Origin of the sequence: Planctomonas deserti, from assembly GCF_003067705.1 — a bacterium.
Taxonomy (GTDB): Bacteria; Actinomycetota; Actinomycetes; order Actinomycetales; family Microbacteriaceae; genus Planctomonas; species Planctomonas deserti.
Window position 1 is genome coordinate 433,320 of sequence record NZ_QANL01000001.1, and the last position, 26,248, is coordinate 459,567.

The 26,248-nt window shown below is 71.9% G+C and carries 15 protein-coding genes; 9 read left to right on the forward strand and 6 right to left on the reverse strand.

Annotated elements, in window-relative coordinates; all coding sequences use genetic code 11:
* The first annotated feature begins 184 nt into the window (after window positions 1-184).
* Genes DAI20_RS18670 through DAI20_RS02005 form a run of 3 tightly spaced genes read left to right on the forward strand, consistent with a single transcriptional unit; the run spans window position 185 to window position 1,503 of the window.
* Window positions 185-358, forward strand: coding sequence for a hypothetical protein (locus DAI20_RS18670; protein WP_168927664.1), 174 nt, complete (start codon window positions 185-187; stop codon window positions 356-358).
* A 21-nt stretch (window positions 359-379) separates the two neighbouring features.
* Window positions 380-1,168 carry a cytochrome c oxidase assembly protein gene (locus tag DAI20_RS02000; RefSeq protein WP_240605817.1) on the forward strand — a complete coding sequence of 263 codons (789 nt, stop codon included), beginning with the start codon at window positions 380-382 and terminating at the stop codon, window positions 1,166-1,168.
* Window positions 1,169-1,212: 44 nt separating this feature from the next.
* On the forward strand, window positions 1,213-1,503 hold the full coding sequence (locus tag DAI20_RS02005; protein ID WP_108248905.1) for a hypothetical protein: 291 nt from the start codon (window positions 1,213-1,215) through the stop codon (window positions 1,501-1,503).
* Window positions 1,504-1,571: 68 nt separating this feature from the next.
* On the opposite strand, the gene DAI20_RS02010 is transcribed toward DAI20_RS02005, so the two are convergent.
* The 5 genes from DAI20_RS02010 to DAI20_RS02030 all read right to left on the reverse strand — a co-directional run bounded on the left by DAI20_RS02010 (window position 1,572) and on the right by DAI20_RS02030 (window position 3,381).
* Complete coding sequence (locus tag DAI20_RS02010; protein WP_108248906.1) at window positions 1,572-1,856, reverse strand: acylphosphatase; 285 nt, start codon at window positions 1,854-1,856, stop codon at window positions 1,572-1,574.
* A 13-nt stretch (window positions 1,857-1,869) separates the two neighbouring features.
* Entirely contained in the window at window positions 1,870-2,064 is a 195-nt protein-coding gene (locus DAI20_RS02015) for a hypothetical protein (RefSeq protein ID WP_108248907.1), read from the reverse strand.
* 27 nt (window positions 2,065-2,091) lie between these two features.
* On the reverse strand, window positions 2,092-2,343 hold the full coding sequence (locus DAI20_RS02020) for a hypothetical protein (protein ID WP_108248908.1): 252 nt from the start codon (window positions 2,341-2,343) through the stop codon (window positions 2,092-2,094).
* A gap of 64 nt (window positions 2,344-2,407) precedes the next feature.
* Window positions 2,408-2,686, reverse strand: a complete 279-nt coding sequence (locus tag DAI20_RS02025) for a hypothetical protein (protein ID WP_108248909.1) — start codon at window positions 2,684-2,686, stop codon at window positions 2,408-2,410.
* Window positions 2,687-2,793: 107 nt separating this feature from the next.
* Window positions 2,794-3,381, reverse strand: a complete 588-nt coding sequence (locus DAI20_RS02030; protein ID WP_108248910.1) for an NUDIX hydrolase family protein — start codon at window positions 3,379-3,381, stop codon at window positions 2,794-2,796.
* Window positions 3,382-3,534: 153 nt separating this feature from the next.
* Between DAI20_RS02030 and DAI20_RS02035 the strand changes: the two genes are divergently transcribed.
* The 6 genes from DAI20_RS02035 (at window position 3,535) to DAI20_RS02060 (ending at window position 13,618) form a co-directional block, all read left to right on the forward strand.
* Complete coding sequence (locus tag DAI20_RS02035) at window positions 3,535-4,200, forward strand: alpha/beta hydrolase (RefSeq protein ID WP_108248911.1); 666 nt, start codon at window positions 3,535-3,537, stop codon at window positions 4,198-4,200.
* A 135-nt stretch (window positions 4,201-4,335) separates the two neighbouring features.
* The gene (locus tag DAI20_RS02040; protein ID WP_108248912.1) at window positions 4,336-9,084 is read left to right on the forward strand and encodes an ATP-dependent helicase; all 4,749 of its coding nucleotides are present in this window, start codon (window positions 4,336-4,338) and stop codon (window positions 9,082-9,084) included.
* On the forward strand, window positions 9,077-9,871 hold the full coding sequence (locus DAI20_RS02045; protein WP_108248913.1) for a DNA-formamidopyrimidine glycosylase family protein: 795 nt from the start codon (window positions 9,077-9,079) through the stop codon (window positions 9,869-9,871). The genes DAI20_RS02040 and DAI20_RS02045 overlap by 8 nt, the downstream gene beginning before the upstream one ends.
* Before the next feature lie 240 nt (window positions 9,872-10,111).
* The gene (locus DAI20_RS02050; RefSeq protein WP_108248914.1) at window positions 10,112-10,762 is read left to right on the forward strand and encodes a hypothetical protein; all 651 of its coding nucleotides are present in this window, start codon (window positions 10,112-10,114) and stop codon (window positions 10,760-10,762) included.
* A 28-nt stretch (window positions 10,763-10,790) separates the two neighbouring features.
* Complete coding sequence (locus DAI20_RS02055; RefSeq protein ID WP_108248915.1) at window positions 10,791-11,705, forward strand: S26 family signal peptidase; 915 nt, start codon at window positions 10,791-10,793, stop codon at window positions 11,703-11,705.
* Window positions 11,702-13,618, forward strand: coding sequence for a LamG-like jellyroll fold domain-containing protein (locus DAI20_RS02060; RefSeq protein WP_108248916.1), 1,917 nt, complete (start codon window positions 11,702-11,704; stop codon window positions 13,616-13,618). The genes DAI20_RS02055 and DAI20_RS02060 overlap by 4 nt, the downstream gene beginning before the upstream one ends.
* 265 nt (window positions 13,619-13,883) lie before the next feature.
* Here the strand turns inward: DAI20_RS02060 and DAI20_RS02070 are convergent, their stop codons facing one another.
* The gene (locus DAI20_RS02070) at window positions 13,884-26,222 is read right to left on the reverse strand and encodes a malectin domain-containing carbohydrate-binding protein (protein ID WP_108248917.1); all 12,339 of its coding nucleotides are present in this window, start codon (window positions 26,220-26,222) and stop codon (window positions 13,884-13,886) included.
* Between the last annotated feature and the right edge of the window lie 26 nt (window positions 26,223-26,248).

A 26,248-nucleotide genomic window follows, 5' to 3' on the forward strand; every position in this document is an offset into this window, starting at 1 on the left:
CACGCTGGGCCGCCCCGTTCGCGATTCAGGTTCAGCTGCGACACGCCGCATCTGGCGGCCTCGAAACGCGGCGTGTCGCAGCACAGCCTGAATTCAGAACACGGGCCAGGCGTCCCGCTTGCGGAATCCGGAACACGGCGGGGGCGGCGACCGTAGGGTGGAAGGGCAACGAAGGAGGACCACCATGGCCGAGGAACGCGAAGCTGCCGAGACCGTCGGATCGGACAACACGATCCCGAAGTCGGACGAGGGCGTGTCCGTGGGACACACCGAGTCCTCGCACTTCGAGCCGGAGGAGGACGCGGAGGGCGCAGAGCCCGCCGAGGGCGCCGAGTCCGCTCAGGGCGCGACGGAGTAGTCCCGCAGAGCGGGCCTGCCGGTGCACGACCACGCGGCGGTCCCGCTCGCCCTGGTCCCCGTCGTCTGGGTGGCGGCGGCCCTCGCCGCCGCCGCCTATCTCGGAGCGATCCGCTCCAGCCGGCGCCGCGGCCGCTGGCCGTTCCCGCGCACGGCGGCGTGGCTCGCGGGCGTGGCCCTCGCGGCGGGCGCCGTGCACCTCGCCCTCTCCCCCGTCGGCGCGGGCTTCGTCGGGCACATGACGTCCCACCTGCTGCTGGGGATGCTCGCTCCCCTGCTGCTCGTCCTCGCCGCCCCCGGCACGCTGGCCCTGCGATCGCTGCCGGTCGTGCCCGCCCGACGGCTCAGCGCCGTGCTGCGCAGCGGACCGGTCCGCGTGCTGACCCACCCGGTCCCCGCCGTGGTGCTCAACGTCGGCGGCCTGTGGCTGCTGTACGCGACCCCGCTTTACGGGGCGATGCACGCGAATCCGCTCCTCCTTGCGGCGGTGCACGCGCACGTCTTCGCGGCCGGATACCTCTTCACGTTCTCCATCGCGGGCCCCGACCCGGCGCCGCACCGCCCCGCGCTCGCGGTCCGCGCGGTGGTGCTGCTCGCCGCCATCGCGGGCCACTCCGTGCTCGCGAAGTACCTCTACGCGCATCCGCCGGCCGGCGTCAGCGCCGCGGACGCCGCCACCGGGTCGCAGCTCATGTACTACGGCGGGGACGCGATCGAGCTGTGCCTCATCGTGGCGCTCGGCACCGCCTGGTACCGCTCGACGCGACCGCGCCCGCAGCGGCGACCGCGCCCGGGCGCCGTGGTGGCCTGACCCACGCGACCGACGCCCGCGGCGGGGACCGTTAGCCTCGGACGGTGCCGTCCTACCGCGTGATCCTGACCGTGGGCGCGCTCCGCCCCGGCACCCCGCCGGAGGAGGTCGTGCCGACCGCCGCGCGGTCGGCTGCCGCCCTCGCCGTGGTCGAGGCGTCGGGCGTGGACGTCGTGGCCGGTGAGGCCCGCATCACCGTGCGCTTCACGGCGGACGACCGCAACGCGGCGGCCGCGGTCGCCCGGCAGACGGTTGCGGGAACCGACACGGCCGCCGAGGTCGTGTCGTGGCGGCTCACCGAGCGCGTCGGCGGTCGGTGGCGCGCCCTGCTCTGAGCGGGGGCGGAGAGCGGCACCGCGACCGGGTAGCGGCCCCGGGGGTGGAGCACGGGAGGTATCGGCGCTCAGCCGGTGCCGAAGGGCGCGACGTCCCCGGTGGCGGGAAGCTCGGTCACGTCAACGCGATCCACCCGCGCCCACGCCGGTCCCTGTCGCAGCCAGGCGAGCAGCGCGTCGACGTCCCGGGGCGGTCCCTCGGCCTCCACCTCGACCGTGCCGTCGAGCAGGTTGCGGGCGACGCCGGACACGCCGAGGCCACGGGCCTGCTCACGGGTGCTGGCGCGGAACCCGACCCCCTGCACGACGCCGTGCACGATGGCACGGCGGCGGATCCGCTCCTCGCCGGTCATCGTTCACCGCCGGTCATCGATCCTCCCCGGATCCGAACAGCAGACCGCGCAGGAACAACGCGGCGACCGCGATGACGACGATCAGCACGATCACCTTCACGACGAAGAAGACGAACCCGAACACCAGGTTCAGGATCCACCAGGCCGCGATCGCGACGATCAGGAGGACGAGGATGCCGCCGAGCAGGCCCGTGGTTCCGTTGCGCATCCGTCGAGCGTAGCGGCGGGAGCCGCGCTACTCCTCGCGGATGATCGCGCCGGTGTCCATGGTTCCGGATGCGCTGTCGCCGGTGGTCACGGCGCCGTTGTCCGAGAGCGCGTCGTCGTCGGTCAGCGTCCCTTCCTCGTCGCCGCCCAGCGCGTCGTTCTGCTCGAGGGCGCTGCGCACGGACTCGGTGTCCGACTCCTCGCCGATGGGCTCCGGTGCCGAGAAGAGCGTCTCGTGGGTTGCGTCCTCGCTGGTGCTCGAGGGGAGTTCGGTGCTCATGCTGTCTCCTGTCATCGTTCGCGGCCGGCCCGAGTGGGCGGCCGTCGGGTTGGGCGGAGGGGCGCTACGCGTCCCGGGCGGGGCCGGCGGCCCCGGTGTCGAGGTCGTCGCCGGCCTCCATGTTCGGGCTGGTCGGCTCGGTGATGTCGACCTTGTCGTCGTCGCCGGACGCCTGGGCGTCGCTCAGGGCGTCGTAGCCCGGGAGGTCGTCGCTGCTCTCGGGCAGGTCGCCCGGCCCGGGAACCCCGTCCGCGGGCGTCGTGTCCTGGAACATTCCGTCCACCGAGGCGCCCTCCGTCGCGGAGCTCTCGTCGAAACTCGGGGTCAGGTTGGTGTCGCTCATGCCGCATCCCTTCGTCGGTGACCCGGCGCGGAACCTGCGCAGCCGCGCCTTCCCTGACCACCGTAGGCCGGTCAGGGAGCACGCGCGCGGGCGACGGGGTCGGGCGGCTAGGGCAGCACGCCCACCGAGGCGAGCGCGGCGCGCAGCAGGGCGCCGCGACCGCCCTCCATGTCGTCGGACACCGCGGGCGACGCCGCCTCCGCGGGCGTCATCCAGGTGAGCTCCAGCGCATCCTGCCGTGGATCGCACGTGCCCGTCACGGGCACCACGTAGGCGAGGGCCACGGCGTGCTGCCGGTCGTCGTGGTACTTGCCGATGCCGGGCATCGGGAAGTACTCGGCGACGGAGAAGGGGGTCGGGTTCGCGGGCAGCATCGGGAAGGCCATCGGACCGAGGTCCTTTTCGAGGTGCCGGAACAGCGCATCCCGGAGGGTCTCGCCGTAGAGCACCCGGCCGGAGACGAGGGTGCGGGTCATCTGCCCCGTCGCGGTGGCACGCAGCAGGACGCCCACCTCGGTGACCTGCCCGAGCCCGTCGACCCGCACCGGCACGGCCTCGACGTAGAGCAGCGGCAGGCGCCTGCGCACCTCGAGCAGCTCGATGTCGGTGAGCCAGCCGGGGTTGGTCGACGCGGGCGGGGCACCGTTCGAATCCGGAGTCCAGTCGGGATCGGGATCGGGGGTGCGAACGGCCATGCCCCCATTCTTATACGTGGGAACCGGACAACGGTCACGGCGGGCGGGGACGACGCGGAGCGGTCCGCTCCTTCCGCGGCGCGCACCTCGCGGCGGAAGTAGCGGTGGAAGTATGGAGGGCGACCCCTGCCGGCTCCACAGGACGGACCGCCGATGCCCGAGAACGACGAGGACCCGCCGCTGCTGGATCCCGCGGCCGTGCTCTGGTCGGCGCCGCTGCGCGACCTGCACACCAGGCCCCTCCTCGTGCTGCTGCACGGGTTCGGCTCGCACGAGGGCGACCTCTTCGGCCTCTCGCCCCTCCTCCCGCTGCAGCCGATCGTCGCCTCGGTGCGCGCGCCCCTCCGGCACGGCTCCGGTCACGCCTGGTTCCCGGTGCCGGACGAACGGCACGGGGACACCGCGCCCGCCCTCGCGGACGCGGCCGCGGATGCCGTGCTGACCTGGCTCGACGTGCTCCCCGTGCCGCGCTCCGTCGGTCTGCTGGGGTTCTCCCAGGGCGGCGCGGTCGCCCTGCAGCTGCTCCGCCGCGCACCCCGCCGGTTCGCGTACGCGGTGGCGCTCTCGGGCTTCGTGGTGTCACCGGGCGACGACGTGCAGGCGGATGCCGAGCTCGAGCGCGTGCGCCCTCCGGTGTTCTGGGGTCGCGGCACCGCTGACCGGGTCATCCCCGACGACGCCGTCGACCGCACCCAGGAGTGGCTGCCGCGGCACAGCACGCTCACGGAGCGCATCTACGAGGACGTCGCGCACGGCGTCTCGCAGCCGGAGCTGCGCGACATCGGGGCGTTCATCCGGGCGAACACCCCGCCGTCGTAGCGCGGGCACGACCGGTTCTCCCGGCCCTCCGCGGCGCGTGTCCGGCTCCGATCCCCGTGGCCTTGGCAGGCGCAGCGGAGCCCCCTCGGGGCGGTCCCAGCAGAAATGTCGGTGGCAGGGAGAAGAATGTCCCCGATGAGCGACGTGCTCGAACGGTTTTCCCCCGCGACCCGTGAGTGGTTCCGGGGGGCTTTCAGCGCGCCCACCGAGGCGCAGATCGGTGCCTGGAAGGCCACCTCGAAGGGCGCCCACGCTCTCGTCGTTGCCCCGACCGGCTCGGGGAAGACGCTCGCCGCCTTCCTCTGGTCGCTCGACCGGCTCGCGTCCTCGCCCGCCCCGGAGGACCCGGCGCACCGCACCCGTGTGCTCTACATCTCCCCGCTGAAGGCGCTCGCCGTCGACGTGGAGCGCAATCTGCGGTCCCCGCTGGTCGGCATCACGCAGACGGCGAAGCGCATGGGCGCCCAGCCGCCGGTCGTCACGGTCGGCGTGCGGTCCGGGGACACCCCCGCGGGCGACCGGCGCACGCTCCAGAAGACGCCGCCCGACATCCTCATCACGACGCCGGAGTCGCTGTTCCTGATGCTGACGTCCGCCGCGCGCGAGACCCTGATCGGCGTCGAGACGGTCATCATCGACGAGGTGCACGCCGTCGCCAACACCAAGCGCGGGTCGCACCTCGCGCTGTCCCTCGAACGCCTCGACGCGCTGCTGCCGAAGCCCGCGCAGCGCATCGGGCTGTCGGCCACCGTGCGCCCCCACGAGGAGGTCGCACGCTTCCTCGGCGGCCGCTCCCCGGTGACCATCGTCGCGCCGAAATCGACGAAGCGGTTCGACCTGCGGGTCGTCGTGCCGGTCGACGACATGACGGACCTCGGCACGACGGGACCGGTCGAGGGCTCCGCCTCGGCAGCGGAGAAGCAGGGGTCGATCTGGCCGCACGTCGAGGAGCGCATCGTCGACCTCGTGCTCGAGCATCGCTCCTCCATCGTCTTCGCGAACTCCCGGCGGCTGAGCGAACGGCTCACGGCTCGGCTGAACGAGATCTACGGCGAGCGGCTGGAGAACCCGGTCCAGGCGACCGAGGGCGCAGAGTCCACGGAGGCGCGGCTGGTGGGGGCCGCCACCGTCGCATCCGGTACCGCCTCCGTCGCGTCGGCTCAGGAGCCGGCCCGCGAGCACGCCCGGGGAACGCGCGGCGATCGCACCCCCGCCGCGCTCATGGGCCAGGCGGGGCAGACCGCCGGGGTCGACCCGATACTCGCCCGGTCGCACCACGGCTCGGTGTCGAAGGAGCAGCGGGCGATCATCGAGGACGATCTCAAGTCCGGCCGCCTGCGCTGCGTCGTCGCAACGTCGAGCCTCGAGCTCGGCATCGACATGGGCGACGTCGACCTCGTCGTGCAGGTCGAGGCGCCGCCCTCCGTCGCGAGCGGGCTGCAGCGCGTGGGACGCGCCGGTCACCAGGTCGGGGAGGTGTCCCGCGGCGTCATCTTCCCCAAGCACCGCGCCGACCTCATCCACTCGGCGGTCACCGCCGAGCGCATGGCGGCGGGCAGCATCGAGTCGATGCGCGTGCCCGCGAACCCCCTCGACGTGCTCGCCCAGCAGACCGTCGCGGCCGTCGCCCTCGACACCCTCGACGTCGACGAGTGGTTCGACACCGTGCGCCGCTCCGCGCCCTTCGCGACCCTGCCGCGCTCCGCCTACGACGCGACGCTCGACCTGCTCGCGGGACGCTACCCGAGCGACGAGTTCGCCGAGCTCCGGCCGCGCATCGTCTGGGACCGCGACGCCAACTCGATCACCGGCCGCCCCGGTGCCCAGCGCCTGGCGGTCACGTCGGGCGGCACCATCCCCGACCGCGGCCTCTTCGGCGTGTTCATGGTCGGCGGCGACCCCGGCAAGCCCGGCGGTGCCGGCAACCGCGTCGGCGAGCTCGACGAGGAGATGGTGTACGAGTCCCGCGTCGGCGACGTCTTCGCGCTCGGCTCCACGAGCTGGCGCATCCAGGAGATCACGCACGACCGGGTGCTGGTGACGCCCGCATTCGGCGAGCCGGGGAAGCTGCCCTTCTGGAAGGGCGACGGCCTTGGTCGTCCCGTCGAGCTCGGCCGCGCCATCGGCGCCTTCGTCCGCGAGCTGTCGAGCGCGGCCCCGGACGCCGCCCGGCAGCGGGCCGCCACGGTCGGCCTCGACGACCGCGCAACCAACAACCTCATCGCGTTCCTCGACGACCAGAAGAAGGCGACGAACCACCTGCCGACCGACCGCACCCTCGTGGTCGAGCGCTTCCGGGACGAGCTCGGCGACTGGCGGGTGGTGCTGCATTCCCCGTTCGGCATGCAGGTGCACGCGCCCTGGGCCCTCGCCGTCGGCGCGAGGGTGAGCGAGCGCTACGGCATTGACGGCGCCACGATGGCGAGCGACGACGGCATCGTCGTACGCATCCCGGACACCGAGAGCGAGCCGCCGGGCGCGGACCTGTTCGTGTTCGACCCGGAGGACATCTCGGCCATCGTGACCGAGGAGGTGGGCGGGTCGGCCCTCTTCGCCTCGCGCTTCCGCGAGTGCGCGGCCCGGGCGCTGCTCCTGCCCCGCTACAACCCCGGCAAGCGCTCCCCGCTCTGGCAGCAGCGCCAGCGCGCCGCCCAGCTGCTCGACGTCGCGCGGAAGTACCCGACGTTCCCGATCGTGCTCGAGACCATCCGCGAGGTGCTGCAGGACGTCTACGACCTGCCCGCGCTCACCGAGCTCGCCCGGCAGCTCGAGTCCCGCAAGCTCCGCATCGTGGAGACCACGACCACGATCGCGTCGCCGTTCGCCAGGAGCCTGCTGTTCAGCTACGTCGGCGCGTTCATGTACGAGGGCGACAGCCCGCTCGCGGAGCGCCGCGCCGCCGCGCTCTCCCTGGACACGTCGCTGCTCTCCGAGCTCCTCGGCCGCGCCGAGCTGCGGGAGCTGCTCGACCCCGCCGTTCTCGACCGCACCGAGCTCGAGCTGCAGCGCCTCGCCCCCGATCGCAACGCGAAGGACCTCGAGGGCGTCGCGGACCTGCTGCGCATGCTCGGCCCGCTCACGACCGACGAGGTGCGCGCGCGGGTCGTGCCGGACTCCCCGTCGGATCAGTGGCTCGAGGATCTCGTCGCGTCGCGGCGTGCGCTCCGGGTGAGCTTCGCGGGACGCGACTGGTGGACGGCGATCGAGGACGCGAGCCGACTGCGGGACGCCCTCGGCGTGCCGCTGCCCATCGGGACCCCGCTCGCCTTCATCGAGCCAGTCGCGAACCCGCTCGGCGATCTCGTTGCCCGCTTCGCCCGCACGCACTCCCCCTTCACCGTGAGCACCGTCGCCGAGCGCTTCGGCCTCGGCACCGCCGTGGTGCTCGACACGCTCCGTCGCCTCTCCGCCGAGCGGCGGGTCACCGAGGGCGAGTTCCGTCCGGGTGCCACCGGCAGCGAGTGGTGCGACGCCGAGGTGCTGCGCCGCCTGCGCAGCCGCTCGCTCGCCGCGCTCCGGCACGAGGTCGAGCCGGTGGACACGGCGACCTTCGGGCGCTTCCTCCCGGCGTGGCAGCACGTCGGCGGCACGCTCCGCGGCGTCGACGGCGTGCTCACCGTCATCGATCAGCTGGCCGGCGTGCCGATCCCCGCGTCCGCGTGGGAGTCGCTCGTGCTGCGGGCCCGCGTGCGCGACTACCTGCCGAGCATGCTCGACGAGCTGACCTCGACGGGAGAGGTCCTGTGGACCGGCGCCGGCTCGCTCCCGGGAAACGACGGCTGGATCAGCCTGCACCTCGCAGACACCGTACCGCTCACCCTGCCCGAGCCGGCGGACCACGAGACGAACGAGCTCGAGCGCGAGGTGCTCACCACCCTCGGCAGCGGCGGCGCGTACTTCTTCCGGCAGCTCTCCGACGCGGTCGGATCCACCGATGACGCCGCTCTCGTCACCGCGCTGTGGGACCTCGTCTGGGCCGGGCTGGTGACGAACGACACGTTCTCGCCGCTCCGCGCGCTCATCAGCGGCGGCAAGACGACGCACAGCACCCCCAGCAGGACTCCCCGCTCCCGGATGTACCGCGGCCGGGCATATGCCCGTCCGAGCATGCCGTCTCGGGGAGGGCCGCCGACGGCCGGCGGGCGCTGGTCGATCGTGCCGCTCGCCGAGACCGACGCGACCGTGCGGGCGGCGGCGTCGGCGGAGACGCTGCTGGAACGCTACGGCGTCGTCACGCGCGGGTCGGTCGCGACCGAGCGGGTCCCCGGCGGGTTCGCGCTGGCCTACAAGGTGCTGAGCGGGTTCGAGGAGTCGGGCCGGGCACGACGCGGCTACTTCATCGAGACCCTCGGCGCCGCCCAGTTCTCGACCGGCGGCACGGTGGACCGGCTGCGCTCGTTCTCGCGCGACCCGAGCCTGCCCTCACCCGCACCGACCGCCCTCGCGCTCGCGGCGACGGATCCGGCGAACCCCTACGGCGCGGCGCTGCCCTGGCCGTCGTCCGGCGGCGAGGATTCGGCGGACGCCCCCGGCGGGTCCGCCGGTGGGTCCGGCGCCTCGGCGGCGGAGGACGGCGCGACCCCCGCGGCGACGGGCACGGGCCACCGGCCCGGCCGCAAGGCGGGCGCCCTCGTGGTGCTCGTGGACGGCGCCCTGGTGCTCTACGTCGAGCGCGGCGGCAAGACCGTGCTCGCGTTCAGCGAGGACGAGACCACGCTGCGCCTGGCGGGCGATTCCCTGGCCGCGCTCGTGCGATCCGGTGGCGTCGACAAGCTCGCGATCGAGAAGGCCAACGGCGCCTTCGTGCTCGGCACACCGGTGGGGCACGCCCTGCAGGACGCGGGGTTCCTCGCGACGCCACGCGGACTGAGGCTCCGTGCCTGAGGGCGACACCGTCTACCGCACGGCCAAGCACCTGAACGAGGTGATGGCCGGCACCGTGCTGACTCGGTGCGACGTCCGCGTGCCGAAGTACGCCACGGTCGACCTCACCGGCGAGACCGTGCACGAGGTCGTGAGCGTCGGCAAGCACCTGCTCACCCGCGTGGGCGACTACAGCATCCACTCGCACCTGAAGATGGAGGGGTCCTGGCACATCTACGCCCAGGGCTCCCGGTGGCGGCGGCCCGCCTTCGAGGCTCGGATCATCCTCGACAACGCCGCCTGGTCGACCGTCGGCTTCTCCCTCGGCGTGCTCGAGGTGCTGCCGCGCGCCGAGGAGGATGAGGCGGTCGGGCATCTGGGCCCCGACCTGCTCGGGCCGGGCTGGGACGCCGACGAGGCGCTGCGCCGGGCGACCGCTGACCCTGATCGCGCCATCGGCCTCGTCCTGCTCGATCAGCGGGTCATGGCGGGCCTCGGCAACGTCTACCGCGCCGAGCTCTGCTTCCTGCGCGGCATCCTGCCGACCCGGCCGGTGCGCGACGTGCCGGACCTGCCGGGCCTGATCGACCTCTCCCGCCGCACGATCCTGGCGAACCGCGACCGGTCCGAGCGCACGTTCACCGGCGACCTCCGGAAGGGCCGAATGCGCTACGTGTACGGGCGGATGCGGAAGCCCTGCCTGCGCTGCGGCACCCCGATCCTGCGCGCCGACCTCGGCGACCCCGTGCGCCCCGGCCAGGGCAGCCAGGACCGCGTCGTGTACTGGTGCCCGCGCTGCCAGTCCTGACCGCCGACCCGCCGATCGCCGCCTGAACCGGCGGTACAGACGCGGACGCGCGGCGCGATCAACTGACGCCGATACACGGCCCCGAACTGGGGACACCCCCCGGCTTGTCCTCATTTTGGAGGACCGGCTAGCTTTGGCCTTGGTCCTCCGGGGGGTCGGCCACAGACCCCCTCTTGGAGTACAACACGCGTCTGCAAACGCGTCCGTCAGTAGTTCCCCAACCACCCAAGAGGAATCAGTATGTCTACGAACACGCCCGAAATCAAGCGTCGCCGGTTCACCCGCGCATCCATCGTCACCGGCGTCCTCGGCGCAGCGCTCCTGTCCGTCTCGATGACCGGCACCCTGTCGGGCTTCGTCGCCAGCATCACCAACACCACCAACACCGCCGGGTCCGGCGTGATCGCGATGCAGGAGACGTCGACCACCGGAACGCCCGCGACCTGCAGCAGCACGGACGGCGGCGGCGTCTCCTCGAACTCCGCGAACTGCACGACGATCAACAAGTTCGGCGGCAACGTGAACATGGTGCCCGGATCGACGTCCACAACCTCGATCACCATCAAGAACACCGGCACGGTCGCCGCCTCCTCGTTCACCCTCACGCCCGGCGCAGTGTGCCAACAGTCGAAGAACGGGACCGTCAACGGGACGGCCACCGACCTCTGCGCCAAGCTCAACGTCGTCATCACGTCCGGCGCGACCACCGTGTTCTCCGGCACGGCCGCCGCGCTCGCCAACGCACCGGCAGCAGCCTTTGCTATGCCCGCCGCGCCCGCCGCGGGGGCGTCCGTGCCGTTCACGTTCGCGGTGACGCTGGCCTCTAGCGCGGACAACACATACCAGGGCCTGGCGGCGTCGCTGCCGCTCACCTGGACGTTCGCGGCCTGACCCCGGACGCGACGCACGAGGACCCGACGTGACGATCTCCACGCCATCGCTGGTGCCGGTTCCGGTTCGCGCCGGAACCGGCACGGCGCCCCGGCGCGCCGACGACCTGAGCGCGCGGCGCACCGGCCTGTCGAGCGCCGCCGCCGCGGCCCTGGTGATCCTCGTCGCGGGCGTCGCGGTGGCCGCCGCGGTCTTCTTCAGCGGCGGCGGGCGCTGGTTCGTCGTCAGCACCGCGTCCATGGGCGAGGCCGCCCCGGTCGGAACGCTCGTGCTGACCCAGCCGGTCGCCGGCGGGCTGAGCGTGGGCGAGATCATCACCTTCCGTCCGCCGACGGCGCCCGAGCAGGTGTACACCCACCGCATCGACGCGATGGACGCCGGGGGGCTCCTCTCCACCCGTGGCGACGCCAACGGGACAGCCGACCCCTGGGAGCTCAGCGAGTCCGACGTCATCGGCCGGGCGGTCGCCGTCCTTCCGGGCGTCGGTCACGCGATCCGGGCCCTGCCCCTCCTGGCCATCGGTCTCGCCGGTCTGTGGGCGCTCACCGCGAGGTTCGTGCGCCCCGACGACCGCTCGGCCGCGCGAGTGCTCGGCGCGTCCTTCGTGGTGTCCGTCACCGTGTTCCTCCTGAAGCCGCTCGTCGGCGTCGCGATCCTGGCCACGGCCGTGGAGAACGGCTCGGCCAGGGCGACGGTCGTGTCCACCGGGCTGCTCCCCATCCGCGCCACCGTGACCGGCGGCAGCTCGGTGGACCTCACCAGCGGGATGGTCGGCACGCTGTCCGCTCCGGTCACCGGCGCAACAGACCGCTACGACGTCACGACGGCGCTGCACCTCCCTCCGGCAGGCTGGCTGGTGATGGGCCTGGTCTGCGCGCTTCCCCTCCTGTGGTGCCTCATTGTGGGGCTGCCCGCTCGAACCGGCGAGACCCGGAACGCATGAGACCGCACTCTCCCCTCCGCGCCCGGCGGGTCACGCTCGCCGCGAGCGGCGCCGTGCTCGTGGCACTGTGCCTGTTCTCGCAGGCATCGGAGACGATGGCCGGATTCACGGCGCGCGTGACCAACTCGGCGAACAGAGCGGGCACCGCCCCGTACTTCACCTGCGCGGGCGCCTACACCGCGGACGCCGCGAATGCGTTGTTCGCCTACCGCCTCGACGACTCCGGCACGTCGACCGCGCCGTACCCCGGCAGCGCTCTGTACGAGGCCGAGTCCGCGACCCTCAGCGGAGGCGCGATCGCCGTGAACGACCACACCGGCTACAGCGGCACCGGCTTCGTCGCGGGCTACACCGACGCGAACCGGGGCGCGAGGACCGTGTTCACCGTGTCCGCGCCGGTGACGGACACCCACGCGATCGCCGTGCGCTACGCCAACGCGGGCGGCACGGCGAAGACGCTCACCCTCCAGGTGGACTCCACCGCCGCCCAGCAGATCTCGCTTCCCCCGATGGTGTCCTGGGACGACTGGTCCACGGTGCACGTGTCGGCGCCCCTCACGGCCGGTTCGCACACCGTCGCGCTGACCTTCGGCCCGAACGACACCGGGAACGTCAATCTCGACTACCTCCAGGTGAGCCCCCGCTCCGCCGTCGCCGTGCGTGACACCTTCTCCGGAACGGCGGGCACACCGCTGCAGGGCCGGTCCGCCGACGTCGGCGGGTCCTGGGTCCGGCGGGACATCTCCGGGCTCGGCGACGACGACGCGGTCTTCACCCCGTCCGGCCGCATCCGCAAGGGCAACGCCTCCACCTATGCCGCTCTGTACACGTCGTCCACCGCCCCCACGAGCGCGGACTACACCGTGAGCGCGGACATCGCGACCGTGTCCTCCGTTCCCGAGGACCGGGTCGGCGTCGTCGGCCGGATGGACCCGGCCAACCCCAACGGGACCTTCTACATGGCCCGCTACGAGCAGGCGGGTGCGGCCTACGTCCTTTTCCGGGTGGTGAACGACTCGTGGACCTACCTCGGCGAGTGGGGCGCCCCGGTGACCGCCAACAGCACCCACCGGCTGTCGCTCGACATGAACGGCACGACCATCCGGATGCTCGTGGACGGCACGCAGCGACTGTCGGTCACCGACAGCGGGATCACCGCGGCCGGACTCGCCGGCGTGGCCATGGGATTCGCGTACACGACCTTCCCCACGTCCACGACGATCACCGACACCGCGGGAATGCACCTCGACAACTTCGAGACGACGTACCGCTCCGTGACCACGGGAGCCACCGCAACCGACTTCTCGCCCCGGAAGTCGAACGGCACCTATCAGGGCGCGCGCGCGACCGGCGCTCCGCCGACCAGGGCGGGTTGCCCCCGCGACGGCGGAGCGGCCTACGTACTCGACGGATCGACCAGCTACGTGACCAACCCGAGCGTCTGGACCGGCACGAGCGTGTTCACGGCCGAGGTGTGGTTCCGGACCACGGTGGCCGGCGGGCGCCTGATCGGCTTCGGCGATCGCGCGACCGGGCCGTCGATCGTCTTCGACCGCATGATCTACATGACCGACGACGGGCGCCTGGTGTTCGGCGTCCACCCGGACACGATGCGCACCATCACGAGCCGCGCCGGGGTGAACTACGCGGACGGTGCGTGGCATCACGCGGCAGCAACGCTGTCACCGGCCGGCATGGCCCTCTACGTCGACGGGGCCGTCGTCGCCAGGGACACCGCGACGACCACGGCTCAGGGCATCACCGGATACTGGCGGATCGGCTCCGACTCCGTGTTCGGGTGGCCGTCGGCGCCGTCGAACCCGTCCTTCACCGGCAGCATGCGATTCGCGGCCGTGTACACCGTCGCTCTCAGCGGCGAGCAGATCGCCCGGCACTACACGGCCGGGCGATAGGAGCCGGGGGCCGGCGACCGCGCGACGTCGATCCGAGGCGCGTGACCGAACACGCGAGGCCTCCGTCCGCACCCGCGCCCGCACCCGCACCCGCACCCGCACCCGCACCCGCACGGGAGCTCGCTCCCGTGCGGCGAGCTCGCTTCCTTCGACCAGCACCCCTACCCGCCGGTGCCCGCGCCCACACCCGCACCGCAACTCGCACCCGGCAACGAGAAGGGACCCCCGGAGCATCCGGGGGTCCCTCGTCGTTCACGTGGCCGGGCTACCGGACGTGCACGATCTCGATCGCGGAGATCTTGGCCTGGTCGACCGTCGACGAGAAGTCGATGTCCAGGTTGCCGTCGGTCACCGCGAGGGTGTTGCTGCGGACGTGCGCGGTCATCGGTGCCACCACCGCGTTGAGGTCGAGCGCGGCGATCTCCGTCGCTCCCCCCTCGAGGTTGACCGAGAACACGCGCTTGCCGGTTCCGCCCGCTCCGCCACCGGTCGCCCCGTGGTAGATCTCGGCGAAGTGCAGGCGCACCGTGTACGTCCCCGGGGCCAGCGCGATGTTGTAGCCGAACGGACCGAGGTTCGTCGTCGCGCTGCGCTCCGTGCGGTAGAGCACGTCGTCCGTCGTTCCGGCGATGGCCGTCACCTGCGGGTTGGTGTAGACCTTCCCGCCGGCGAAGCCGGTGTCGGCCGCCCAGGTGACGCCGCCCGTGGTGACCGCCGGTCCGCCCGCGTTGATGCGGATGGTCGGACGCAGCTTCATCCCGGTGGTCACGGCGCTCGGCGCGGAGGTCAGCCCGGTCGAGCCGACCGCGATCACCCGGTAGGCGTAGGTCGTGCCGGCCGTGCCCGTCGTGTCCGTGAACGTCGTCGCCGTCAGCGGCGTCGCCGCGCTGATCCGGGCGAACGTCCCCGTCGCCGACGCCGCACGCTCGACCACATACCCCGTCGCCGTCGGCGACGCCGTCCAGGCCAGCGCAACACCCGTCGCGCTACCCGTCGCCGTCACACCCGTCGGCGCCGCCGGAGCCACCGGAGCAGCAACCGGGATCACCTCGATCGCGGAGATCTTGGCCTGGTCGACACTGGCGAGGAAGTCGATGTCCAGCACCCCGCCGGTCACCGTGACCGTGTGCGAGCTGACGAACGCCGTCATCGGGGCGACCCGGGCGTTGATGTCCAGGTTGTCCAGCTCGAGCGCACCCCCCTCGATGTTCACGTCGAACACCCGCTTGCCCGTTCCGCCCGCTCCGCCACCGGTCGCCCCGTGGTAGATCTCGGCGAAGTGCAGGCGCACGTTGTAGGTGCCGTTCGCGACCGGGATGTCGTACGCGAAGCTCGGGTCGCTGCGCTCCGTGCGGTAGAGCACGTCGTCCGTCGTTCCCGCGATCGCCGACACGGATCCGTTGGTGTACGTCTTGCCACCCACGAAGCCCGAGTCCGCAGCCCACGTCACGCCATTCGTCGTGACCGCAGGGCCACCGGCGTTGATCCGGATCGTCGACCCCGCAGCAGGCGCGGTCTTCATCCCGGTGGTCACGGCGCTCGGCGCGGAGGTCAGCCCGGTCGAGCCGACCGCGATCACCCGGTAGGCGTAGGTCGTGCCGGCCGTGCCCGTCGTGTCCGTGAACGTCGTCGCCGTCAGCGGCGTCGCCGCGCTGATCCGGGCGAACGTCCCCGTCGCCGACGCCGCACGCTCGACCACATACCCCGTCGCCGTCGGCGACGCCGTCCAGGCCAGCGCAACACCCGTCGCGCTACCCGTCGCCGTCACACCCGTCGGCGCCGCCGGAGCCACCGGAGCGACCGTCCTCGTGCCCGTCGCGGTGTTGCTCGCCGCGGAGGTGAGGCCCGTCGCGCCGACCGCGACCGCGCGGTAGAAGTACGCGGTGCCGGCCACTGCCGTGGTGTCCGCGAAGGTCGTCGCCGTGAGGTTCGCCTCCCCGCTGATCCGGGTCCAGGGACCGGTCGCGGCGGTGGCTCGCTCCACGTAGTAGCCGACGGCCCGAGCGGAGCTCGCGGTCCAGGCCAGGTTCACGGCGGCCGTCGTGCCCGTCGCCGTGAGGGCGCTCGGCGCGGTCGGGGCCGTGAGCGGCCTGGTGACCGTCGCCGTCCCGCTCGGTGCCGAGGTCAGTCCGGTCACGCCGACCGCGACGACCCGGTAGGAAGCGGTCGCTCCCTCGGCGAGCGCCGTGTCGGTGTAGCTCGTGCCGGTGAGGTCCGTCGTGCCGCTGACCCGGGTGAAGGTGCCCGTGGGGGTCGCGGACTTCTCGACGTAGTAGCCGACCGCGCGCTCCGCCGCCGTCCAGCTCACCGTCGCGCCGGTGGCCGAGGCCGTCGCCGTGACGGCCGTCGGAGCGGCGGGCGGGGCCGGGGCGTCGCCGGTGCGGACGATCTCCACCGCGGACACGCTCGGGAAGTCGACCGTGGCGGCGAAGTCGATGTCCATGTTGCCGTCGGTCACGACCACGGAGTTGGTCGTCACGTAGGCGGTCATGGGCGCGACCTGCGCGTTCAGGTCGAGGCGCGGGATCTCGGGGGTCGTTCCCCCCTCGAAGTTCACCGAGAAGATGCGCTTCCCGGTTCCGCCCGCGCCACCACCGGTGGCGCCGTGGTAGATCTCGGCGTAGTGCAGACGGACGAGGTAGGTGCCGCTCGGCACGGGCACGTTGTACCCGAACGTCGTGGTCTCGCTCCGCTCGCTGAGGTACAGCGCGTCGTCGGTCGTGCCGGCGATCTGGGTGACGGCCGGGTTGCGGTACAGCCTGCCGCCCGCGGCGTACGGGGCGTCCGGCAGCCAGGTGCGGCCCCCGGTCGTCACGGCCGTGGCGTTCGCCGCGATGAGCAGCGACCGGCCGGGCATCGACGAGATGTCCAGTGCCGCCGGGGCGCTTGCCGCCGTGTTGCCGGACGCGTCGACCGCGAGGACCCGGTAGTACACCGTGTTCACGAAGGCCGGCGCGGTGGCGTCGACGAAGGAGGTGCCCGAGACCGGGGTCTGGCCGCTGATCCGCGTCCAAGGGCCCTCGGCCGCGGTCGCCCGCTCGACGGCGTAGCCGCCGACGTCGGTCGAGGTGCTCGGCGTCCAGGAGATCGTGGCCGACGTCCCGGTCACGGCGGCGCTTGCGGCGGGTGCCGCGGGAGCCGTCGTGTCGCTCGATGCGACCGGGAGCATGTTCGTGATCAGGTACACGTTGTCCTGGAAGTCGCAGTTCGTCGGTGCGATGCCGCACTGGTTCGGCGAGCTGATGTAGTCGTGTCCGACGATCCAGGCACCCGGGACGATCACGCCGCTACGGTCACGGACGGGCCACGTCTTCAGCGCCATGTAATTGACGTTGTTCGTGGTCTGACCGGAGACGCTGAAGGTGAAGTTGCCCGCCGGGCTGGTGCTGACCTGGGTCGGCGCACCGGCCGTGCTGCTCGGCGGCAGGATCGACTGGCTGTACGGCGCGATGTGGGTCGAGCCGACGCCGTTGATCGTGATCCGCTCGGTCTGCTCGCAGCAGCCGTGGAAGGCGGCCAGCTGGCGCGCCGTCACCGGCAGCGTGGTGTCCGCGCGCTTCCACTGGAGCGTGCGCACCTCCTCGCCCTTGAGCGGCGAGGTCCGCATCTCGTCACCGTTCACGAGGTTGCCGATGGACGTCGTCCAGCCGAACAGCGCCGTGATCTCGGGGAGCGTCAGCTCGCTGCCGCCCTCGGGAGCGCCCATGTAGCCGCCTCGGAGCTGCACGACGGTCGCGGGCTTCGCCGGGTCGCTCGAGGCGATCGTCAGCTGAGCGCTGCGGACGCCGCGGGAACCGGAGTTGGCGATGAACTTGACCGTGACGGGCGTCGAGGCGCCGGGGGCGACGGTGAGCGGGGTGACGGGCGGGTTCACGATCTCGAACTGCCCGGCGTTCGCACCGCCCAGCGTCATGCCGGTGATGCGCAGGTTCTTCGCGCCCGTGTTGGTCACGGTCACCGTCGCCTGGTCCATCACCTGGTGGGTGGTGACGCCGCTGTTGATGCGCTGCAGCGCGACCCAGTCCTCCGAGAAGCCGGGGGCGGGGGCGCCGTTGACGCGGGTCACCTGCTCGTTGCGCAGCGTCACCGTTCCGCCGATGTCCTCGATGGTGAGGGCGATCGTGCGGGTGGTGGCGCGGCCCTCGGAGTCGGTCGCCGTGACGACGAGCTGCTGCTCGCCGATCTGGTTGACCGTGATGGGGCCGGTGTAGGCCGTCGCCGCCGCGCCGTTCAGCGCGTAGGTGACGTTCGCGATCGTGGCACCGCCGGCCGCCTGGGCGGCGACGGCGATCGTGGCCGGGGCACCGGTGTAGCTGGTGCCGACGGACTGGCCGTTGGCGGTCACGGTCAGGGACGGCGCAGACAGGGTCTGCCCGGCGATCGTGATCCAGTTCACCTTCGTGTTGGTCCCGGTCGGCGTGAGCGTCAGCATGCCGTCGGTGACGGTGACCTTCGCGGTGCCGGTCGAGAACGGGGCGCCGCCGGTGGGGACGTACCCGGAGACCACGTTCGTGCCCTCGACGTTCACGCCGTGCACCGAGTCGAGGAATCCGGAGTCACCCACGGACACCGCCACGTCGTACGTGCCGTTCGCCAGGGCGTACTGCCAGACGCCGTCCGACACGTCCACCGTTCCCGACTGGGTGATGATGAACGTCTGCCGGGTCACGTCGCCCGTCGGGTAGGAGATGCCCGCCGTGGGTGCGGCGCGGTAGCGCGTCGAGGCGCTGCGGTCGGCCGGCTGGCCGTTGACGAGCCAGCCGTAGCCGCGCGCCGCCGTGTAGCCGGCACCCGTGTCCGCGGTCCACCCGGACGGGGCGGGCACGGAGTCGGGCTGGAAGTTGATCTTCGTCGTGGGCGTGGCCGGAACGGCGGGGCCGTCGAGCCCCTCGCCCTTGATGGAGACCCAGTTGATCTTCGTGTTCTCGCCCGTGCCGGCGATGGTGAGCCGGCCGTCCGTGACCGTGACCGTGCGCTTGCCGGTCTGGAACGGGGTCGTCCCGGTCGGCGTGAAGGTCGCCACGACGGGCTGGCCCTCCGCGGTGACCGTGTGCACGGAGTCGAGGAACGCCGAGTCGCCGACGGATGCCGCCACCTCGTACGTGCCGTTCGGCACGACGTACTCCCAGCGGGCCTCGGTGGGCTCCTGGAGGTGCGCGCCGGTCCGCAGCAGCTGGTCGGTCGGGAAGGAGATCCCGGCCGTGGCCGTGGCGCGGTAGCGCATGAAGGTGGCGCGGTCGACGGGGGTGCCGCCGGTCGTCACCCAGCCGGAGCCGGTCGTCGTCGAGAACGGCGCACCGCTGTCACGGGACCAGCCGGTCACGGCCGGGGCCTCGGGGGTGCCGAAGCTGACCTTGACCTGCGCGCCGTCCGTGGGGTCGTCGCCGTCCCCGCCGCCGGGAGCGGTGACCGGGAGGATGTCGATGTAGCTGATCTTCGTGTTGGTTCCGCCGCGGGCGTCGACCGTGAGGAAGCCGTCCTCGATCGTCACGGTCTTGGTGACCGTGGTGTGCCTCGACGCCGCGCCTGCCACTCCGGTGGGCCGGAAGAGGGTGATCGCGGGGTCGTGCTCGAGGTTGATCTGGTGGATCTCGACGTCGGACTGCGGAGCCGGGTCGCCGACCGCCACCGTGACGTCGTACTGGCCGTTCGGCAGCGCGATCTCCCAGTAGGCGTTCGTCGGGTTGCCGTTGAAGTTCGGCACCATGGCGCCCTGCATGTGCATGAACGAGTCGAGGCGCTGGTCGGTCTGCGCCGACGCGCGGTCACGGCCGTTGCCCGCCGTGCCTCCCGTCGACAGGTCGACGTCGTTCTCGGTGGTGTCGTTCTTCCAGCCGTAGGTGAGGCTGGTGCCCTGGTCGGCCTCCGTGCGCAGGCTGAACGCCTGGCCGTAGTCCCGCAGGTAGCCGGCCGGCAGCTGGGCCGCCTTGGTGGTGAAGTCGACCCGGATTCCACCGTCGACGGATCCCGTGTCCGTCGCGGGCTTCACGCCCGTGACGAGGAACAGGTAGTCCTGGTAGTCGCCGTTCGCCGCGTCCTCGAAGCCCACGATGTAGGTGTTCGGGATGGTCGTGCCGGTGCGGTTCTTCGCCGGGTAGACGCGGGCGCGGTGGGCGATGCCGGTGTTCAGGCGGTCCTCCGTGAAGCCCGTGCGCTTGAACACGTTCGAGACGTAGAAGAAGCCGAACTTATGGGCGGCCGGGTCGAAGCTCGCCACCGTGCCGGGGCTGCTCGGCGGCAGCAGCGACTGGTAGCCGCTGATGTCGATCGAGCCGAGCTTGTGCAGGTCCGCGCCGACGCCGTCACCGGTGTACCAGCCGAAGGGCAGGTCCTCGCGGGGGGCGTACTGAGCGAGCGGCGTCATCGTGGGCGCGGCGGTGCCGGACTTCACGAAGAGGGGCTCGAGCACCTCGTCCCCCTTGGCGACCGGCTGCGTGCCGCCCTCCAGGTTGGTCCAGCCCACGTTCACGCCGTAGCCGAGCGTGCCGAGCACGTTCGCGAGCGTCGGCTCGTTGGAGCCCTCGATGCCGTTCATCGTGAGGCCGTAGACCCCGATGTCGGTCGTGCTGGTGCCGGCCGTGAGGCGGAGCGTCGATGCGCGCTGCCCGACCGTGGCGCCCGGGGTGAAGCGCACGCTGAGCGTGATGCTGCCCTGGGCGGGCACGGAGACGTTTCCGCCCGTGACCGTGAACTCGCCCGCCTGGCCGCCGGTGAGGGCGGTGTTGACGGTCACGGCCTGCGCCGAGTTGTTGGTGACCGTCACGGTCTTCGCCGCGCTCTGCGTGCTCTTCACCGCGGAGAAGACGAGCTCGTTCACGGAAGCGGAGACGGTGGACGCCTGCTGGCTCGCGGGGACCCGCAGGAGGTACATGCGCTGGTCGGAGCCGCTGCGGTCGTACTGGTTGACGTACAGGTTTCCGGTCTTCGGGTCCTCGACCACCTCGAGCGGGTCGTTGAAGCCGTCGACTCCCGACATCGTCGTGTTGGCGACGCCCGTGATGCCGACCGAGGTCTGGGCACCGAGGACCTTGCCCGTCGCCTTGTCGGGCTGCAGGAAGATCAGGTCGTTGTTGTTGGAGAAGCGGGTGACGACCAGGCGGCCCTTGAGCTGCCCGCCGAAGGTCGAGCTCTTGTACTCGAGCGCGCCGTTCGGGGACTTGTTGAACTCGAAGTCGTAGGCGACGCCGCGGTAGTTCGGGTCGGCCTTCGTTCCGAGCGGGTACTTCGACTCCTTGGTGCCGGGGGCCGTCGGGGTGGCCGCGTCGTTGCCGGCGTTCAGCACGAACTCGCAGCGCTCGGGGTTCGGGTGGCCGTAGTAGCCGCCCTCGACCACGTCGAAGAGCAGGTCCTTCTGGGTGGGGATGTTGCCCGTCGGGGGCACCGTGCCTCCCGTGTACCCGCGGCGCACGCACTGCGGGGTCACGTCCGTGCCGTTCACGGTGGAGAAGCCGGGGATGCCGGCCGCGGCCGTGCGGGTGAAGGTGCCGTTGGCGTTGGCGGTCACACCGGGCGTGTTGGCGCCGCCGGCGGTTCCGTTCGTGGCCACGTAGAGGTGGTTGTTGGAGTGCCACACGAGGTCGTACGCGTTCCGGATGCCGGTGGCGTAGATCTTGAGCGGCGCGGTCGGCGTGTACGGGTTGTACGTGCCGCCCTGGGCGGTCTTCACGTCGATCGCTCCGCCGCCGTTGGCCGCGGTCTGGATCTGCCCGTTGGCCGGGTCGAAGACCAGGGTCGCACCGGTGAGCAGCTGCTCACCGCGCTGGCCCCACGCGTTGTCCAGATCGCCGGAGGCCTGGTTGGAGCCCTGCTGGAAGTAGATCCGACCGTCGGGGCCGTAGGCCATCGAGTTGGTGAGGTGGTCGGACAGCGAGCGGGGCAGGCTCGTGAAGATGGTGCGGTCCGTTGCGAGGTTCGGCCCCGAGAGCTGGTGGATGCTCGACACCCACTGGCCCTGCTCGGAGAAGTTGGCGCTGGTGCGCGTCACCCACAGGCGGAGGTCGTTGGCCGTCGACGACTTGTCGAAGAGCAGGCCGATGTGCGCGAAGCCCTCGTAGCCGAGCGACTCCGCCTCGCCGAGCGTGCCGTCCGCGTTCACGGTGAAGCGGAAGATGCCCTCACCGATCGTGGTGCCGTAGAGCTTGCCGTCCGGTCCGAAGGCGTAGGACGACCAGTACTTCCCGCGTCCGGTCGGCAGTTCGACCTTCTGGAAGGAGATGCCCTTGGCCGGGGTGAACTCGTCGGACGAGGTCACCTCGCCGCTGCCCGTGGTGAACACGGACGTGAACGGCACGAACGAGACGCCGAAGTTGTCGGTCACGCCGCTCGTCACGACGAAGCGGTAGGCCGTGTTCGGGGCCAGCGGGTCGTTCGGGGCGAGGGAGATGACGTCGTTGCCGCCCGAGGTGCCGACGGTCGTCGGGACCAGCGCGCCGGTGGCGACGTTGTAGAGGTGCACGTTGCCGGGCATGCTGCTCGGCTTCACGCCGACGCCCGCGTAGGGGATCTTGATGTTGGCGGAGACGCCGGCGTTGACGTCGTGGCCGATCACGCGGTTCTCGGGCAGCACGGTGTCGACGTGCGGGGCCCGGGTGAGCCCGAGGACCTCGATGTAGGCGATCTTCGTGTTCACACCGCCCTTGGCGTCGATCGTCAGCTTGCCGTCCCAGACGCCGACCGTCGATGTGACGGTGGAGTACTCGGCGGCGGCGCTTCCGATGAACTTCTCGATGCCGACGGAGCCCTCGACGTTGATCACGTGGTTGGCCTCGTAGCCGCCGCCCGCGTCGGCCTCGTCGCCCACGGCGACCTTGACCGAGTACAGGCCGTCGGGCACGGCGAGCTCCCACACGCCCTCGGTCTTCACGCCGTTGGTGCCGGTGCCGCCGTTGGCGTCGCCGTACTGCATGTGCAGGATCGAGTCGAGCAGGGCCGGGACGCCCGCGCGGTTGCGGTCGCGGCCGTTGGTCACGAGGCTCGTGGCGTTGCCGTCCTCGCTCAGCCAGCCGTAGCTGACCGTGCCGGCGCCCTGGGTCGCCCCGGTGCGCAGCCCGTAGGCCTGGCCCCAGTCGGCGAGGTAGCCGGCCACGGGGGTGGCGTCGGTGGCCGTGAAGTCCACCTTGACGTTCGTCGTGTTCGGCACGAGCGGCACCGCGACGACCTCGTTGGAGGCGGCGGAGCGGTTGCCGGCCAGGTCGACGGCGACCGCGACGTAGAAGTACGTCGTGCCGTTCGTGACGGTCGAGTCGGTGAAGGTCGTCGCGGTGACGGGCGTCGTGCCGGAGACGGGGGTGCCGCTCGTGGACACGGCGGGCTCGGTGCCGCGGTAGATGCGGTAGCCGGCGACGTCGGTGGAGGCGGATGCCGTCCAGCTGAGGGTCACCGCGGAGTCCTTGGGCGCGGCGGCGAGCGCCGTGGGCCCAGTGGGCGCCTCGGTGTCCGGCACGACCGTGATGACGCCGGGCGCAGCAGCGGATGCGGCGGAGGCGTTGTCCGAGTCGTCGACCGCGACGACGACGTAGTAGTAGGGGACCTCCTTCTCCGCCGTCGTGTCGACGAAGGTGAGGGCGGTGACCGGCGCGGCGCCGGCGATGCCGTTCCCGGTGGTCGCGACCGTCGGCGTGGTGCCGCGGTAGACGCGGTAGCCCACGGTGTCGGTGGCGGTGCTCGCCGCCCACCGGACGGTGATCGCGTCGGTGCCCGCGGTGGTCACCACATTCGTGGGCGCGTCGGGCGCCTCGGTGTCGGAGCTCGTCTTCTCGTAGCCGACCGTCGCGGAGGCCTCGTTGTAGCCCTGGTAGTACTCGACGACGATGAGGTGGCTGCCGGCCGCGAGCGTGCGCTCGGCCGTGTGCGTCTCGTCGGCGCTCTGGTCGCGCCACTGGTCGATGACCAGCGCGCCGTCGACCTTCACGCGCACGCCGTCATCGGTGGCGGCGGAGAAGCGGTAGGTGCCCTTGCCCTCGTTGATGGTGCGGGTCCAGCGGACCGAGTAGAGGTTGCTCGAGGAGAGTCCCTCGGGCGCCTCGCCGGCCGCGAAGGTCTGGTCGATGTCCGCGACGCACTCGCGGTGCGCGACGGTGCCGGTGAGGCTCGTGTTCTCGAAGTACTCGGCGAGCCACTCGCCGGTCGCGCAGGAGGTGATCGTCTTCGTGAACGTCACCTTCGCGGAGCCGTCCCCGAAGCCCTGGTAGTACTCGACGACGACCTGGTGCGGTCCGTCGGCGAGGGGCACCTGGACGGTGCGGGTGCGGTCGGCGCTCTGCGCGTACCACTCGTTCAGCACGGAGGTGCCGTCGATGCTCACGCGCACCCCGTCATCGGTGCGGGTGGTCAGCTCGTAGCTGCCTGCGCCCTGGTCGATGGTGCGGGTCCAGCGGACGGAGTACTGGTTGGGGCTGTCGAGGCCGGCCGGGATGGCGCCCCCGGTGTAGGACTGGTCGATGGCGCTGACGCAGACGACGTTCTTGGGGGTGCCGGCGAGGGCGGTGCCCGAGAAGAACTCGGCCTTCCACTCGCTCGGGAGGCAGAGCTGCGGCGGGGTGGGGTCCTCGATCTCGGGGACGTCGACCTTCAGCGTGGCGGAGGCAGCGGAGTCGAGCTTGTCCTTGCTCGTGGCGACCACGGCGTAGTGGTAGGAGGTGCCCGCGGCGGTGCTGAGGTCCGTGTAGCTGGGCGACTCGACCGTGGCGAGCGGGGTGCCCGTCGTGTCGACGTCCGCGTCGGTGTCGCGGTAGACGCGGTAGGAGACGGCGTCGGCGGCGGGGGCCCACGAGACCGTGACGTCCTCACCGTCGATGGCGGCGGTGAGCCCGGTGGGGACGGCGGGGGTGATCAGGGTCAGGGCGGTGCGGTAGATCTCGACGTACGCGAGCTTGCTGTTCGCGCCGCCGAAGGGGTCGATGCTGATCGTGCCGTCGGTCACCGTGACGTCGACGACGGCCGCCTCGTCGAAGGGACGGGCGGCGCTGGCCTGGAACCGGTCGAAGATCTTCTGGCCCTCGACGGAGATGGTGTGCTGGCTGTCGTAGCCGTTGGAGACGCCGGTGCCGCTGTCGCCGACGGCCGCGATGACCGTGTAGCGGCCGTTCGGCACGTCGTAGCGCCAGGTGGACTCGACGGGGGTGGAGGTGGTCGTGGCCTTGTACTGCAGGTGGATGATCGAGTCGAGGCGGGGGTCCGAGCCCGCGATGCCGCGCACGCGGGTCGCGGCGTTGTTGTCGAAGGGGGCGCCAGCGGGGTCGAGCCAGCCGAAGCCCGCCGCGGCGGAGTACGCCGATCCGCCGTCCTTCGTGTAGCCGGCCGCCGCGGAGCCCACGGGGGTCGTGAAGTCGATCTTGGCGACGAGCTCGCCGGCCGCCGCGGAGGCGACCGGACCCGTGCTCGAGGTGGGCGACGTGTTGCCGAGCGTGTCGCCGGCGACGACCGCGTAGTGGTAGTTGATGCCGCTGAACGTGGTCGTGTCGGAGAACGTCGTGGCCGTCACCGGGTTGGGGCCGGAGATGGGGGTGCCCGTCGTGGAGACCGGCGAGGTGGTCGAGCGGTAGACCCGGTAGCCGACGAGGTCGGTCTCCTCCGAGGGCGCCCAGGCGAGGTTGACCCCGCTCGGGACGGCGGTGGCGGACAGGGCCGCGGGGGCGGCGGGCGCCGCGATGTCGGCCTCGCCGAAGCCGAAGCTCTCGAACGAGTACGCGAGCGGCGTGGTCGCGAGCATGTTGCGCTTGGTCGCGAAGATGCCGCCGAACGCCGTCACCGAGCTGTCGGCCGGCTTCGAGGCGGCGAGCAGGCTGCCGTCGAAGAACGACGCGGGGACGTTGTCGAGGGTGCCGAGCCCGGTGACGGGGCCGGTGCCGATGCGGTAGCTGGCGAAGATCTTGCGATTGACCCCGTCCACCGCCATGTTCAGCGTGATCGGTCCCGCGGCGAGGGTCGGCTGGGTCGTGTTGAAGATCACCTGGTCGGCACTCGTGCTCGACGTGCCCGCCGGCGACGCGGAGACGTCGTTGATCTCCTTGGCGAGCTGGATCTGGCGCGTCGTCGCCGCATTGCCGATGATGACGAGCTTCGCGTAGTTCTTGTCGTCCGCACCGAACCACAGCCCCGCCTGCGCGAACGAGGTCGCGGCAGCGGGGCTGTCGAGGGTCGTGGTGAGCACGAACTGGCGGTCCTTCGCGGCGACGCCGAACCCGAGCGCGTTGTCCTGCGCGTTCACCGCCGCGTTCTGGATGCCGTTCGAGGCGGTGACGGTGAGCTTGCCGCCCGCCACCGACAGGTTCTGCGGCACGTAGTAGGGCGAGGAGCCCGCCGTGCTCGACGGCTGCACCGCCGGGAAGCCCGTGCCGACGCCGGCTGCGTCCGGCAGCCCGGACGTGCCGCCGTCGAAGGTCAGGGACGCCGTGTTGCCCGGCGCCGCCACCTCCTCCCAGGGGAGTGGCGAGTATGGCGTCGCCGCCCACTTCGTCACGTCGGGGTCGACCTCCGCCAACGTGATGGCGGACGCGGGACCGGCTGAGAACAGCGATCCGAGCAGCGCCGTCATCGCGACGAACGACGGGACCAGAAGGCGGCGGCGGGCGGGGGACGCGGCGGAGCGCGGGCCGTGCGACATGACAATCCGTTCGGGTACGACAGATC